This window comes from Arthrobacter sp. RCC_34, from assembly GCF_041360795.1.
In the GTDB taxonomy this organism is placed as follows: domain Bacteria; phylum Actinomycetota; class Actinomycetes; order Actinomycetales; family Micrococcaceae; genus Arthrobacter_E.
Window position 1 is genome coordinate 23,347 of sequence record NZ_JBFUPW010000005.1, and the last position, 12,702, is coordinate 36,048.

A 12,702-nucleotide genomic window follows, 5' to 3' on the forward strand; every position below is an offset into this window, starting at 1 on the left:
GTCACACCCCCGCCCACGGAACGAAATCGCTCAAGTCGTCGAGCTTTGCCATCGTTGTGGATGTTTCTTCCATGACGATCTTCCAGTCGCCGCCTTCCCATCGAAGCCCGACGTCCATTGATCCGTATGCTGACCGTCCATCTTTAGTGACCTCGACGGCCACGCTGAACCGGGCTGCGCTCCCGGTGTACGCCAAGACTCTGAAGCCAGCAATCTTCGTGCTCAGGGAAGGATCCTCGGCAGTTTGGGGAGCCTTTGTCGCCAGAGCCTGCTCCTGCATAGGGGATTTCGCCGTCAGGTTCTTAAGGACGATCGCCTGACCACCAGGGAGAAGGCCCGTCCCCATAAAGTTGGCAGCTGCGTAGAGGGCTCCCGTGGGTGAGTGCTGGTAGCAGGTGCGCACGTTCCCGTTGATCTTGCCCGGGCCGATGACCTTGGGATCGGTCGGGACGGCCACGCGGCCCAGCAGCTCCCACTTCGTGGGCAGGCCCACGGACGGAAGACGCTGGTCCCCTGCAGGAAGCCCGCAGGCGCTCTCCTGGCCCGCCTGAGCGGTGCCCGTGCCCGCCGCCGAAGGCGACGGCGACGGGCCAGGAGTGGCGCTCGGCGACGGCAGTACGAAGTACAGCACCAGCAGGGCGACGAGGATCGCGACGACGGCGGCGCTGGCGAGGAACCAGGGCCGAGTCCAAGGACTCGGCGCCTGGTCCACACTCTTGCCTTCAGTCGGCTCCGTCATGCCAGGCCACCGGAAGCCGTGACGATCGCCCCGACGATACCGGAGGCGACCGAAGCGATGATGCAGCCCGTCAGGACGGTGCCGAGCGCCTGGGCGTGCTGTCCGCCGCCGTGGCCCTGCTTGTTGTCGATCATCATCTTTCCGGCGACGATCAGGATGCCCAGCACGGCCAGGCCGAACACGACCCAGGCACCCCAGCCCAGGATTTTCAGGAAGCCGCCGCCTCCCGGAGGCTCTTCAGGGGTCGGGTTCGGGATCGCGTTCACGATCTCCACCCCGTGGTTCACGATCTCCACGCCGTGAGTCACCATTTCGAACATTGCTTTCTCTCCTTCTTAGTGGTCGCCAACTGCTGTGTGCAGCTGGATCTTTTCAAGGACGCTCCGCGCCGCCGAGGGCAGCGCTGCAGCGTCAAGGTCCGTGGACGTCCGCCACGCCTCCACCCAGGGCATGAACCACAGGTGAGGCACAGCGCCGGCCACGAGCCGCATCTGAGTGGCCAGCGGTTTCGGCAGACGCCCGGGAGCGTCCGCCATGACCACGAGGCCGGCCAGGGAACCAGGCAGGCCCGCGGAAGCCGCGTTGAACTCGATCGCCGCGCGCTGGGCAGCGCGCAGGCCCGCCGCATTGGAGCGGCAGACCATCAGCACCTGATCCGGCCCGCCGTCGTCCTCACGGACCGGCCAGGCGTGATCCGTGGCCACGGCACCATCCAGCAGCTTCGCGATCGTGCTCTCCCCCGCGCCGCCGTGTGCCCCCATGACCCACACCGCCGGGGCCGGGCCGGAGACCGGCAGACGCGGCACCCCGGCCTCCGATTCCCACCTCACGCCCTTCTGAGGACGTTTGGGGCCGGTAGGGGTGTCACGGACCACCGGAGCCTCCACGGGGGCCGTGGAGGGCTCCTCCAGGGCTTTCAGCCACTTGGAAGCGCTACGGGTGGTCTGCGCGGACATCACAAGCCCTTCGCGACGGCGGCACCTGCCGCCAGCCAAGCCCTCTGGGTGGCCGGCTGCAGAGCGCCGTAGGTCAGCAGGCCGTCCTTCATGGCCTTATCGAACGGGATCTTCACCACGTCACGGACCCCCATTTCACGGAAGCCGGTGGCCAGATCCTCCACGACGTTGGCCGGGACGGACGAGTTCTCCTGAGAGACCAGCACGACGGCGGAATCCGCCAGCTGAGCCGACTTCCCGCCACGGGTGCGCAGCGCCTCCAGCAGCAGGGCCGCGGACTCCGCAGAGTCCCGCCGGGTCGTCGTGGGGATCACGAGCTGATCCGCGTGGTGGATCATCCGCAGCCACATCGGATCAGACTCATCATTGCCGGAGTCGATGATGATCAGCCGGTAATACTTGCTCGCGACAGCCTGCACCGCATCCACCGTGTCAGCGTCGAAGCGCTGATCCGAGGCCAGCAACTCCGGACGGCTCCGCAACACGTCGTACTTGTCCCGCGTCTGGTGGTGCACGTAGTTCGCCAGCTCCGAAGCCTGAGCGCTCGGGGAGAGCAGGTGCTCAATCCGCGGCAGCAGATCCAGCAGGGACGCATCATGCTTGGCCTTCTCCGTGCGCCACCCCAAGGTGCCGCGCGTCTGGTTGTTGTCCTCCGCCAGGACACCGGCCCCACCGTACCGGGCGAACACCGCCGCCAGGGAGATCGTGGACATGGTCTTGCACGCTCCCCCGCGCCCGTTGACCACCGCAATGGTCCGGGGACCAGGCCAGTGCTGGGACACAGCGTAGATATCGGCGCGCTCGGCCCGCTCGGTCGCGCTGGGAGTCATGCGGATCCCCAGGCTGGTCAGGAAGCCCCGCCAGCCCTTCGACGCGGGTTCCTCCACCGTTTCCTCCGTCAGGAAGGAACGGCGCACGTCCCGCCGCGTGGCCGGCGCTGCAGCAGCCTCCACAGCGGGCTCTTCAACCGACACGGCGGGCGTCGGCGGAGTTGCCGGCACCGGAGGCAGGTCCAGGGGATTGAGCGGACGTCCACCGTTCTGAGACAGATCCACGGGCGTGGCTCCCAGGCGCTCCAGCTCCTGGGAAAGCTCGTCCACGTCCTTCACCTTCACCACCCGGGCGGTGTCGTCGACGGCCGCACGCGACGGCTCCGCCTCCGGTGCCGCGGCGTGGGAAGCCGACCGGCTGAGCTTCGGAGTCGAAGCACCCGCCGGGACCGGTTCCAGCAGCTCGTCCAGGGGTGCCGAGTATGCTTCCTCGACTTCCCCGCTCGGGTCGATCAGCAGCACCCCGATCCCCTCCGCGTCACGTGTCGTGACCCGGATCGGCGCGCCGCCCTCCCTTGCATGGTTAATGGCCAGCGTCATCAGCTGACGCATGACCTCCTCCTCAGTGCCCTCCACCTTCGTGGACGATGCACCGATCAGCAGCTCCCCGCCCTCATCACCGTTGACGGTGATGCTGATCGGTGGGAACTCCCGAATCTTGCTTTGGTCGATCGCCATCTTCTCTCTCCTTCGTTCAGGCGTTCTTCGGGCGGATGGACTGCACGAGCCACGGCTCCGCCTGTCCCGCGCGGTGGAGCAGCACTACGTACTCCCCCGCGTTGGTCTTGAATGTGGCCGTGACGGTCATCGGGTTCCCCGACTCCCGCACCAGCACCGGCCCGTCAAGGATCTTTGACACCGGCACGCGGGCCGGGTTCACGTACTCGGCCTCCGTCCGGTACTCCGGGGCCAGCAGCGGCCCCAGATCCGTGATCCAGGTCCGCTGATCCACCCGGGGCCGGGCAAAGAGCGTCATCGCCCGGGTGGCCGTGTCCTTCACGGACTTCTCACTGGCGGCATCCCACGTCACGGTGGGCTGGTTCGGGTAGTCCTCGTCCGCCGGATCATGCGTGTGCACGGGCGCGGGCTGGGACGTCGTTACCGACGTCGGCTCCGCACTCGTGCAGCTCGTCACTGACAGGGCTACAGCCGCGATCAGCAGGGAGGCAGGAAGCTTCCTCATTACAGGAGACCTTTCGATCGGAGAATGGGTTCAGGATCTGTCGTGGGTTCATGGGTGGACCACGGATCGTTGTAAGCGCCGAGGAAGACCTCGAAGTGCAAGTGCCTGCCGGTGACGTTGCCGCTGGCACCCTCGGTGCCCAGCGGCGTTCCCGCGGCCACGACGTCCCCGACCTTCACCCGCAGCGAGCCCGGCTCCATGTGGCTATAGGAGAGCGTGAACTTCCGGTCCAGGCTGATGCCCTTCACGTGCGTGCCGGCCCCGGTCCCGCCGTCCACATCGGTGGCCACCGTGATCTTCATGTCGGTGGCCGCGACCTCCGTTCCCGCAGTCAGCGGGTGGGAGAGATCCAGGCCGAAGTGGAAGGCCCGGCCCAGCGGGTCCAGCATCCCGGGACGCGGGCCGTAAGGGCTGGTCACCACTCCCCCGGGCAGTGGATTCGCCCAGTGGCCCTTGACCTCACCAATGACTTTCCCGCCCGGAGCGGAGCACTCACCGCCGGTGACCTTCGCGCCCGACAGCGCCTCCACGACCTGCACGGCCTGGGCGCGGAACTTGGTGTAGTGGTTCTCGTCGGCGTTGCGCTGCACCCGGTGGATCGCGATCGACGGGTCCAGGGACTCCCAGCCCTGCACATTCTTCAATCGCGAGAGGAAGCCGGCCCCGGCCTTGGCGACGTCCAGGCGGTCCGCGCGGACGCCGTAGGACTCGTCCTGCTGCAGGATCCCGATCGTGATCGCCACACCGTTCACCGTGCCCACGGCATCCGTGTAGTCGATCGCGCGCAGCGTGGATTCACCGATCGCGGCCTGGACCACCAGGAGCTGCGCCGATACCGGCATCCCCAGCTTCTTCGCCTGATCCATCAGAATGGCGGCGTTCTTGAGCTGCACCCCGGAGAATCCCGCAATTTCCTTGGGAACGTCCTTGCCGGAGACGACAGCAGCAGCAGGGGCTCCACACGCGCCGGCCTGGGCGCTGTTTCCACCCAGGAGCACCAGGGAACCCACCAGGAACAGCGGCACCGCCAACACGGCGGCCACCGCTCCCCCTGCCGCTTTCTTCCCGCTCATCCCAACATCCCCCTTGTTCCTGGACTCGCGCCCGGTTTATCGCTAACGAATGGACATGACCCGCTGCCCATTGTCTTATACGGGTCCGACATGTGACGCCGCAGTACACCAGGGTGACTTGCGTAGACAAGGGCCCAGTGCCGAGTAGGTCAATTTCGACACTTTCAGCCTAACCTATAATGGTCACATCAGGCTATCCTTTAAAGGCAACGTGACGTGAGCAAGAAAGGTTCAGGCAAAATGGTGTCGTGCCCCGTGTCTATACGCCCCCGATCCGCCCCAGCGATGAAGCTGAGTCGGCCATGAGGGTTTTCCAGGCGGGCACCCTAAGGTCCGCGATCATCCGCGACATGAGCCAGCACCCCGAAGGGTCGACAACTCAGGAGATTGCTGAGCGGCTGAATGTGACACTCCAGCAGGTCTACCGCCACGTCCGCCAGCTCGGAGAAGACGAGATCGTCATCGAGCTAGGCCGCGGAGTCGGACATCGACGCGGGCCCGTCTACGGCGTGGACCAGGAGGCTCTGGAGGCCAAAAACGCTGCCTACCTCAGACACCTTCAAGGCAAGTAGCGCTCACCCGCACCTTAATTGGTAATGTCCTCGCGACACGCCGCCCTTAATTCCGTCGCATGCATGCGCGCCGTGGGAGATTAAGCGCTATGAGCACGATTAAGGGACATGACCGTCATCCCGACGGCGTTGCTACCGTGCCCCTTCAGGGCCGGGTTCTCCCTGAGCGGCGCCAGGCGTTCAACGCAGCCGCTCGGGCCTCTGGAATCTCCGTGAGCCTCTACATGGACACTTTGATTCAGTACCTGGAAGACCAAGGGGGGCTCCCCCTTCTGCCCAAGCCCAGACCTCAGAGCAAGGAGCTGCCTATCCACTGGCCAGCAGCCTCTTAAAAGCAGGAGGCCCGCATGAATGCGGGCCTCCTGAAGCCTTCCGTTACCGATTGAGTTTGCCGACCTAGCGGTAACGGTCCAGAACCCTCCCACTCGTGGGTGGGTCCCTTTAGTGCACCTTCCACAGGGAAAGGACCTGTCTCTATGGTACCCGCGTCTGCCGCGCACGCAACCATTGAAAGATATGGTCGCGTCGAGTCGCCCCCTCACTCGACTGATCAGAAGAACCGCCGTTTCCGCCGGGTGAATCGGGAACGGGAGACCGCCGAGCACATCGTGGCGGCCGCCGTCCCCGAGGGCCACTCCCTCGCCACGGGCACCCAAGCAGAGGCCCTGGACGCCCTCCTGGCGGACGAACGCCTGGCCCTGTGCACCAGAAGCAAGCGGGCCAGAATCGAGCGGTTCTACCGGGCGCTGCAGCAGCTCGCCCACTGGGCATCCAAGACCGTCCGGTGCCTCTGGGGCGGCCGCGCCGCCGCCTACCAGGAGGACGGGGCCACCCCGGGGCTGGCCGAATGGCTGAGGATCCCGCGCCGCACCATCGGCCGCTACTTCCGGATCCTGCAGGACTGGGGCTATCTCGTCGTCGTGGCCACCGGACGTCGCGCAGAGCATTGCCCCCGCGACGTCGACGGCAACGCTCAGGAGACCAACGAGGCCCCCGTGTACGCCTTCACACTCCCCCGCCCCACTGAGGATCCCCAGGAGCCGGCCCCGGCGCTTGTGGATGAGAATGGCACCCCTCCCCTCGAAGAGGGAACCTCTCTTAAAAACCTTAAGTTCTTAACCCATACACGCGCGCATGAAAGCGACCACGGCTCCGCCGCGGACTCATTCTCGGGCGTGGCCGTGAACGGCCCCGCACCTGCCGCCCAGGTGCCATGGCGGCCGCAGCCGCTGTGGTCAGCTCGTGCGACGCCGAAGCTTAAGAGGGAGCGGAGGGCGGCCGGGGCAGAAATAGCTCGCCTGAGCTTCCCCCTGAGGGCCATGAGCGACAAAGACATCGCCTCCGTCTGCCGGGAGTACTTCCTGGCAGGCTGGACCGTTCCAGACGTCCTGTACGCCATTGACCACTTCCCCGATGGCTCCCTGTGGCCACACGACGGAGCACCCGTCACCAAGGATCCCAGGAGGCTCCGTGGCTGGCTCCGCCGCCGTCTCCGCGCCTGGAAAACCGAGAAGGGAGAAGTCATGCGATCACGCCACCAGCAACTGGCCGCCGCGCAGCGCCAGGCCAAGGCACGCCGTCGTGCAGAGCAGCAGCGCCAGCTTGCCGCCGAGGCAGAGCGCGCCACCCGTGTGCCTGCAGGTTCCACACCCGCCGAGCACCAGGCCCTCATCAATCGCCGGGGTGCAGCGGTGGCGCGGGCCGCGCTCCGAGAGGTTGCGGCGAAGCGAAACAGCCGCCCACATTCGTACTAGTACCAAACTAGTACGAAACCAGTACGGTACTAGTACTAGAAAACTTAGGCCGATGCCTGTAAGCTCGAACCAGAACCACACCAGTACCGTACTTCTGTGGTACCCATACGAAACCAGTACCGTACTAGTACGAAACTAGTACTAGGAAGGAGTGGCAGTGATCATCACTATCGGTTCCACGAAGGGCGGTGTGGGCAAGTCCAGTCTGACGGTCAACCTCGCTGCCGAGCTGGTGCGTCAGGGACGCCGCTGCATCATCGTTGACGCGGACCCCACCGTGACGTCCCAGACGTGGGGGAGGGACCGGGCAGAACATAGCCCAGAACTCCCGCACATTACCGTGACGGAAGCCCGCGGCAAGATCCGCGCGAAGCTGCTGGATCTCGAAGAAGCCTATGGGACGGTCCTGGTCGACGTCGGCGGCCACGACTCCCAGGAGTTCCGCCAGGCAGGCGTGACGTCCGATCTCCTCATCGTCCCGGTGACCACATCCCAGCTCGATCTCGACTCGCTGCCCAAGATTGAGAAGCTGCTCGAGGACTTCACCACGTTCAACCCCGAGCTGAGCGTGAGGGGAGTTTTCAACCGCATCGAGACGAACCCTCAGAGCGACGGACGGTTGAAGGAGGCCCGCGCCTACGTCACTAGCGACTTCCCCCAGATTCCGTTCTACGACGCCGTCCTCCACGACCGGAAGGCGTACCAGGACGTGATGCGGGTGGGACGCAGCGTCATCGAGTGGACCGACTACAAAGCGAAGGCGGAGCTCCAGGTGCTCGCCAAGGAGATCAACAATGACTAAGCCGCCCCTTTCCCGCCGCCGCCAGCTCACCCCCGAGCAGGAAGCCCGCATCGAGGCATACTCCGCCGTGCCGGACACCGCCCCCGAGGCTGCCACTGAACCGCCCGCTGCAGCTCCTCAGACGCCTCCGGCCGAGGAAGTGAAGTCCAAGGGCTTCAACTACAGGATGACCCCCACCCGGCACGCCCAGATCAACGCCATGCGGAAGGCCGATGAGCGGTCCTTCCAGTGGATGATGGACAAGCTCATGGAGCTGGGCATCGAACAATGGGAGCAGGGCAACAGGTAGCCCGCCAGCCCTCACAGCACGGCCGATTGGTGCCGCACCTCGTCTGGGAGGTGCGGCACTTCTCTTTGCCCGAGCACTCACCCCACCTCATCCTCTGCAGCTCCCCAGCCACAGCCAGTCGACCACGACGTCAGGAGATCCTGACCGCACGAGTCGGGACGGCCACTCAGCCAGGCGCTTGACCGGACCACCCTTGCCGTTGCCCATCTCAGCCCCCGCCCGGGCGGCGATCACCCAAAGGCCGGCTATCCGCGGATTGGCTGTTTCGACGCGTCCAGCTCGGCGGGGATCTCAGGCGCGAGCCCATCTTCGAACCTCCGAATGATGATCAGGGAGAACCCGGGCGGAACCGCCGCTCGAGCGGCCTCCAGCGCCACCCCGAAGTCCTCACCGGCCCCGGAGACGTACCGGAAGAACTCGTGCTGATCCCGTGCGCGCCCGGCGCCCATGGCAGCCTCCTCCGCCGCACGCAGAACCGCGTCCTGCACCGTCAGATGGACGATCATGCGCCTATCCTTCCTCTCGCGCGACGATTCTTCCGCGCACCGCGTTCGAACACATGTTCTAACATTGTGGCATGTCTCAGCCCCGCCGCGACCGGCTGTATCCGCGGCAGCGCTTCACTCGACACGCCTGGATGCTGGAAGGTACCGGGCCGCACGCGGTGCCCCGGCAGGTGCTGATCGTGGCGTGGAGGAGCCACAGCTACCGGTGGCGAGCCAGGGTGATCTACGCCGTCGACGTCAATGGCGACCCGGAACCGGCGATCATTCAACGATGGGTGCCAGTGGAGCTGCTACGCCCTGTGAAGTCCGACCCTAACCAGGCTTCGGGATCCGGTAGGAGGTATCGCGCCGTAGAGTGCGTGGCTGAGATGGGCAACGGCAAGGGTGGTCGCCTCGGGCGCGGGGCTGAGTGGCCGTCCCGACTCGTGCGGTCAGGATCTCCTGACGTCGTGGTCGACTGGTCGTGGCCGAGGAAGAAAAGGCGGCCAGAGGTGGGCCGTACTCTCAGGTCAAAAGCGCCCGCCCGGGCCGCCAGTCTGGGGGGATAACCGGCGGACCGGACGGGCTCGGAAAACACCATAGCAGGGGCGTGTGACCAAAAGGCCGACTCTCGGGGCAGGGGTGACGGAATCGGCCGTCTCACCCCGCGCTGGGGCTGGGGGAGAGGGGCTTTAGACGAGGCACTACGGAAGCGCGGGGCGGGGGAGCTGCTGGCAGGAACCACCGGGCCGGGCTGGGATCTCAGGCGCTTCATTCCGAGGACTTCCAGCTGCTGCGCCAGGCGGCGCGGAGCTGACGGCCTCACCTACCAGCCACGAGAAAAAGTCTCAAAGAATGTTCTAAAAGCTTCCATAGGTACCTATGAATTGGTAGACTAGAGATATCAGCAAGGCAGATTGACCCACACTAAAACCTTCACGAAACCAAGGATCTGATTCTCATGACTTTCACTCTCTACACGAAGCCGGCGTGCGTGCAGTGCAACGCCACGAAGCTGGCGCTCACCAAGGCCGGCCTGGTCGAAGGCGTGGACTACCGGACGGTAGACGTCTCCCGGGACGCGGCGGCGCTGGAGCAGATCAAAGAAGCCGGCTTCATGCAGGCGCCCGTCATCATCACCGACGATGACGCCTGGAGCGGATTCCGCCCCGACAAGATCGCCGGCCTGACCGCGGCAGCCTGAGAGGAGCGCACCATGGCAAAGGCAAACGAACTCGCGGAGATCTGCATCCCCAGCTACTACGCCCCCTGGTGGCACAGCATCGAGGCCGAGGGGCACGGGATCCGCGTCGAGGTGGACGACCCCGATGGCGAGGAGGGGAAGGGCGGCATGGTCCGCGTTCTGACCGCCGGCCAGATCCGCGATGCCTTCAACCTCCTGGCCAAGGATGACGCGCTCTGCTGCGGTAGGGACATGCGACAAGAAGGTTACGGCTCCGGATGCTCTGATGATGCGGACATGATCCTGCAGCAGGCGACGTTCGGAGAGATCGTCTACGGCTGACACGCTTCCCTGGCCCGCTCACCCGGGTGGGCCAGGGCCCACAAATGAAGACAGCAACACAGCAATACAGCTTTACAGCACGACAGGAACCCAGCAAAACACTTACCAAGGAAGAAGGAAACCATCATGGCTGGCGAAACCACCATCACTGTGATTGGGAATCTCACCAATGACCCGGAGTTGCGGTTCACCCCTTCCGGATCCGCCGTCGCTAACTTCACCGTGGCGTCGACGCCGCGGACGTTCGACCGGCAGAGCAACGAGTGGAAGGACGGCGAGACGCTGTTCCTCCGGGCCTCCGCGTGGCGGGAGCAGGCGGAAAACATCGCAGAGTCCCTGACGAAGGGTATGCGGGTGATCGTCACCGGACGCCTTCAGTCCAGGAGCTACGAGACCAAGGAAGGCGAGAAGCGGACCGTGATCGAACTGGCCGTGGACGAGGTGGGAGCGAGCCTCCGCTACGCCAGCGCCAAGGTCAGCCGGAACCAGCGCGGCGGCGACAGCCAGGGCGCACCGGCTGGACGCCCGGCCTACCAGGGCGGAGGACAGCAGCAGCGCCAGGATGACCCGTGGGCCACCCCGCAGCAGTCGACCGGCTGGGGCACTGGCCCCGAGGGCGAACCGCCGTTCTAAGCACCACACAGCGGGGGCACCGGACGGTGCCCCCGCTACTGTCGTCACTACCAACCCAGGAGGACCACATGAATGAGACCCAGCCAAGCGGCGCCCCGGAGGTGGCATCCAGTCTTCGCGTCATCGAGCAGGGCCGCGCGACCTACGTCTTCGGCACGGACCACCCGGGCGTCGCAGACGCCGCCGTCCCGGAAGGCCGTTCCAAGCAGCGCGCGGAGCCCGGCTGGTGGACGATCGGAGACCGCATCGAGTGGTCACAAACTCGGGACGGCGCTGAGTTCGGATACCGCTTTGCGTAAGGGGGAGTGAGGTGGAGGACGAGAAGAAGTCCAGCGTCCGCGTCGAGTTCACCCCAGAGGAAGCCAACGAGCTCCGCGCGGCGTACCGGGACACCGGAGCTGCGGAAGGGTTCGCCTCACTGAAACACATGATCCACCAGGCCGCGATGATCTACGTCGCCGGCCTGCAGGAAAAGCACAACGACGGCCAACCCTTCGCCCGACCCGGGGAAGTGGTGACGCTGCGCCGCGGGCAAAGGACGTTGGAGGAGGAGGGGAGGGCGTGAACAGCAGGGAGAGTGGTGAGGTGCAACGTCCGGCCACGCGGTTCCTCACGTTGGAAGATCTGCAAGCGGAGTTGCAGATCACCTACACACAGGCGCTCTCACTCGTGAGGTCGGGAGATCTGCCGGCTATTCAGATCGGCGGGCGGGGGATCTGGCGTGTGGAGCGCGTGAAGCTGGAGGAGTACATCGAAGCCGCGTACCGGAAGGCTGCGCGGCAGCGGGAAAACGAAGCCGATTGGAAGGAAGTGCGAGCATGGCAGATGCAGGACTGATTGACGGTGGCGATTGGTACGCGGCAGTTGAAGGGTGGTCTGCGGACGATGAGGCGAGGGGTTTCCGTGCCGCCCCGCTGGAAGATCGCGCGGAGCTGCGGTACGTCAAGGTGATCGCCTGGCAGCCGTACACGGACGACGAGGGAACCCCGCAGGTCAGATCCTGGCTCAGTGGAATCCAGCCGATTGCATCCGACCGTTGGCACGACTCATGCCAGACCCACTTCATCAACCACTACCGGCAGGGACTCCCGCCGAAGGGACGGGAGATGAGGGTGGCATAGCCCGCCTCCAAATAAAGGGGCGTCAGGATTCCCTGACGCCCCTTCGGCATTTAAGGCGCGCGCCGTATTCGGTCGTTTCTGACGCGAAAAAGGTGCCTCATTGAGCGCGATCGGCCGAGATGAGGGAGACGAACGGCTCATACCAGAAAATGACGCAGATAGAGTTGAGCTTGCCGATCGTGATCAGGTCGTCCTTGGAGAGGTCTCCGCCTGCGATGAGCCTTCCAATGGCCTCGTGTGCTTCCGCTCGTTCTAGAGCAGTCCGGGGGTCCCACGGTGCGATCGCCTCCCCGGAGATCCATCTCCTGAGAGGCTGCCCCGGGCAGGAATTCGGGGACTCGCCTTGTTCGTGTGGCACTCATTAGGAGCAATCTACCTTTTTCTGACCGGTAACGCCGCCGACTTCAACGTAAACGGTGATACTGCGAAGAGGCTCATGAAAATCACCGTAGTAGGTGCTGGTGGTTCCGCTGCCGCCCGGGCCGGTGTTCATCACGCCCACAGTGTAGGACGGTGGCGCCGACTTAGAAAGGGGCTTCACTCGTGCCCGGGATGCTTGTTTGAGTGGTTTCATGGTCGCATTTGCGGCCGGTCGGAACCCACTGAAAGGAGATCATCATGGCCGATCGCGAAAACCCGGGTCAGTTCGGAAACCGTGAAGACACCGAGGAACAGGCCCGTCGTGGCGGCGAGGCTAGTTCCGGGCAGTTCGGTGCGGAGAACGGTGCCGATCCGTCGGA

The 12,702-nt window shown here is 65.1% G+C and carries 18 protein-coding genes; 11 read left to right on the top strand and 7 right to left on the bottom strand.

Annotated elements, in window-relative coordinates:
* Window position 1 precedes the first annotated feature (1 nt).
* Genes AB6732_RS16935 through AB6732_RS16960 form a run of 6 tightly spaced genes read right to left on the bottom strand, consistent with a single transcriptional unit; the run spans window position 2 to window position 4,781 of the window.
* Window positions 2-739, bottom strand: a complete 738-nt coding sequence (locus AB6732_RS16935) for a hypothetical protein (protein ID WP_370961064.1) — start codon at window positions 737-739, stop codon at window positions 2-4.
* Window positions 736-1,059 (bottom strand): hypothetical protein, encoded by a 324-nt coding sequence (locus AB6732_RS16940; protein WP_370961065.1) that lies wholly within the window; start codon window positions 1,057-1,059, stop codon window positions 736-738. The genes AB6732_RS16935 and AB6732_RS16940 overlap by 4 nt, the downstream gene beginning before the upstream one ends.
* Window positions 1,060-1,074: 15 nt before the next feature.
* Complete coding sequence (locus AB6732_RS16945) at window positions 1,075-1,695, bottom strand: DUF6668 family protein (RefSeq protein ID WP_370961066.1); 621 nt, start codon at window positions 1,693-1,695, stop codon at window positions 1,075-1,077.
* A complete protein-coding gene (locus AB6732_RS16950; RefSeq protein ID WP_370961067.1) occupies window positions 1,695-3,203 on the bottom strand; it encodes a MinD/ParA family protein in 1,509 nt (502 codons plus the stop codon). Before AB6732_RS16950 ends, AB6732_RS16945 begins: the two co-directional genes overlap by 1 nt.
* Window positions 3,204-3,219: 16 nt before the next feature.
* Window positions 3,220-3,708 carry a hypothetical protein gene (locus tag AB6732_RS16955; RefSeq protein ID WP_370961068.1) on the bottom strand — a complete coding sequence of 163 codons (489 nt, stop codon included), beginning with the start codon at window positions 3,706-3,708 and terminating at the stop codon, window positions 3,220-3,222.
* Entirely contained in the window at window positions 3,708-4,781 is a 1,074-nt protein-coding gene (locus tag AB6732_RS16960; protein WP_370961069.1) for a M23 family metallopeptidase, read from the bottom strand. The genes AB6732_RS16955 and AB6732_RS16960 overlap by 1 nt, the downstream gene beginning before the upstream one ends.
* Window positions 4,782-5,029: 248 nt before the next feature.
* Here AB6732_RS16960 and AB6732_RS16965 point away from each other — a divergent pair, with 248 nt between their 5' ends.
* The 4 genes from AB6732_RS16965 to AB6732_RS16980 all read left to right on the top strand — a co-directional run bounded on the left by AB6732_RS16965 (window position 5,030) and on the right by AB6732_RS16980 (window position 8,198).
* On the top strand, window positions 5,030-5,353 hold the full coding sequence (locus AB6732_RS16965; RefSeq protein ID WP_370961070.1) for a winged helix-turn-helix domain-containing protein: 324 nt from the start codon (window positions 5,030-5,032) through the stop codon (window positions 5,351-5,353).
* A gap of 575 nt (window positions 5,354-5,928) precedes the next feature.
* Window positions 5,929-7,107, top strand: a complete 1,179-nt coding sequence (locus AB6732_RS16970; RefSeq protein ID WP_370961071.1) for a hypothetical protein — start codon at window positions 5,929-5,931, stop codon at window positions 7,105-7,107.
* Between the two features lie 157 nt (window positions 7,108-7,264).
* On the top strand, window positions 7,265-7,909 hold the full coding sequence (locus AB6732_RS16975; protein WP_370961072.1) for an AAA family ATPase: 645 nt from the start codon (window positions 7,265-7,267) through the stop codon (window positions 7,907-7,909).
* Window positions 7,902-8,198, top strand: coding sequence for a hypothetical protein (locus tag AB6732_RS16980; RefSeq protein ID WP_370961073.1), 297 nt, complete (start codon window positions 7,902-7,904; stop codon window positions 8,196-8,198). The genes AB6732_RS16975 and AB6732_RS16980 overlap by 8 nt, the downstream gene beginning before the upstream one ends.
* Before the next feature lie 245 nt (window positions 8,199-8,443).
* Here the strand turns inward: AB6732_RS16980 and AB6732_RS16985 are convergent, their stop codons facing one another.
* Window positions 8,444-8,704, bottom strand: a complete 261-nt coding sequence (locus tag AB6732_RS16985; RefSeq protein ID WP_370961074.1) for a hypothetical protein — start codon at window positions 8,702-8,704, stop codon at window positions 8,444-8,446.
* Window positions 8,705-9,644: 940 nt separating this feature from the next.
* On the opposite strand from AB6732_RS16985, the gene AB6732_RS16990 reads away from it, so the two are divergent.
* The 7 genes from AB6732_RS16990 (at window position 9,645) to AB6732_RS17020 (ending at window position 11,962) form a co-directional block, all read left to right on the top strand.
* Window positions 9,645-9,887 carry a glutaredoxin domain-containing protein gene (locus AB6732_RS16990; RefSeq protein ID WP_370961075.1) on the top strand — a complete coding sequence of 81 codons (243 nt, stop codon included), beginning with the start codon at window positions 9,645-9,647 and terminating at the stop codon, window positions 9,885-9,887.
* A gap of 12 nt (window positions 9,888-9,899) precedes the next feature.
* Window positions 9,900-10,208 (top strand): hypothetical protein, encoded by a 309-nt coding sequence (locus AB6732_RS16995; protein WP_370961076.1) that lies wholly within the window; start codon window positions 9,900-9,902, stop codon window positions 10,206-10,208.
* 126 nt (window positions 10,209-10,334) lie between these two features.
* A complete protein-coding gene (locus AB6732_RS17000; RefSeq protein ID WP_370961077.1) occupies window positions 10,335-10,841 on the top strand; it encodes a single-stranded DNA-binding protein in 507 nt (168 codons plus the stop codon).
* A 68-nt stretch (window positions 10,842-10,909) separates the two neighbouring features.
* The gene (locus tag AB6732_RS17005; RefSeq protein ID WP_370961078.1) at window positions 10,910-11,140 is read left to right on the top strand and encodes a hypothetical protein; all 231 of its coding nucleotides are present in this window, start codon (window positions 10,910-10,912) and stop codon (window positions 11,138-11,140) included.
* A gap of 11 nt (window positions 11,141-11,151) precedes the next feature.
* Window positions 11,152-11,406 carry a hypothetical protein gene (locus AB6732_RS17010; RefSeq protein WP_370961079.1) on the top strand — a complete coding sequence of 85 codons (255 nt, stop codon included), beginning with the start codon at window positions 11,152-11,154 and terminating at the stop codon, window positions 11,404-11,406.
* On the top strand, window positions 11,403-11,678 hold the full coding sequence (locus AB6732_RS17015) for a helix-turn-helix domain-containing protein (RefSeq protein WP_370961080.1): 276 nt from the start codon (window positions 11,403-11,405) through the stop codon (window positions 11,676-11,678). Before AB6732_RS17010 ends, AB6732_RS17015 begins: the two co-directional genes overlap by 4 nt.
* Window positions 11,660-11,962, top strand: a complete 303-nt coding sequence (locus AB6732_RS17020) for a hypothetical protein (protein ID WP_370961081.1) — start codon at window positions 11,660-11,662, stop codon at window positions 11,960-11,962. The genes AB6732_RS17015 and AB6732_RS17020 overlap by 19 nt, the downstream gene beginning before the upstream one ends.
* Window positions 11,963-12,702: the final 740 nt, after the last annotated feature.

Excerpts from the sequence above, each read along its gene's own strand:
- AB6732_RS17000 (WP_370961077.1), top strand. The coding sequence starts at position 10,335 with ATGGCTGGCGAAACCACCATCACTGTGATTGGGAATCTCACCAATGAC.
- AB6732_RS16980 (WP_370961073.1), top strand. The coding sequence starts at position 7,902 with ATGACTAAGCCGCCCCTTTCCCGCCGCCGCCAGCTCACCCCCGAGCAG.
- AB6732_RS16960 (WP_370961069.1), bottom strand. The coding sequence starts at position 4,781 with ATGAGCGGGAAGAAAGCGGCAGGGGGAGCGGTGGCCGCCGTGTTGGCG.
- AB6732_RS16955 (WP_370961068.1), bottom strand. The coding sequence starts at position 3,708 with ATGAGGAAGCTTCCTGCCTCCCTGCTGATCGCGGCTGTAGCCCTGTCA.
- AB6732_RS16935 (WP_370961064.1), bottom strand. The coding sequence starts at position 739 with ATGACGGAGCCGACTGAAGGCAAGAGTGTGGACCAGGCGCCGAGTCCT.
- AB6732_RS17020 (WP_370961081.1), top strand. The coding sequence starts at position 11,660 with ATGGCAGATGCAGGACTGATTGACGGTGGCGATTGGTACGCGGCAGTT.
- AB6732_RS16990 (WP_370961075.1), top strand. The coding sequence starts at position 9,645 with ATGACTTTCACTCTCTACACGAAGCCGGCGTGCGTGCAGTGCAACGCC.
- AB6732_RS16985 (WP_370961074.1), bottom strand. The coding sequence starts at position 8,704 with ATGATCGTCCATCTGACGGTGCAGGACGCGGTTCTGCGTGCGGCGGAG.
- AB6732_RS16950 (WP_370961067.1), bottom strand. The coding sequence starts at position 3,203 with ATGGCGATCGACCAAAGCAAGATTCGGGAGTTCCCACCGATCAGCATC.
- AB6732_RS16995 (WP_370961076.1), top strand. The coding sequence starts at position 9,900 with ATGGCAAAGGCAAACGAACTCGCGGAGATCTGCATCCCCAGCTACTAC.
- AB6732_RS16940 (WP_370961065.1), bottom strand. The coding sequence starts at position 1,059 with ATGTTCGAAATGGTGACTCACGGCGTGGAGATCGTGAACCACGGGGTG.
- AB6732_RS16945 (WP_370961066.1), bottom strand. The coding sequence starts at position 1,695 with ATGTCCGCGCAGACCACCCGTAGCGCTTCCAAGTGGCTGAAAGCCCTG.
- AB6732_RS17005 (WP_370961078.1), top strand. The coding sequence starts at position 10,910 with ATGAATGAGACCCAGCCAAGCGGCGCCCCGGAGGTGGCATCCAGTCTT.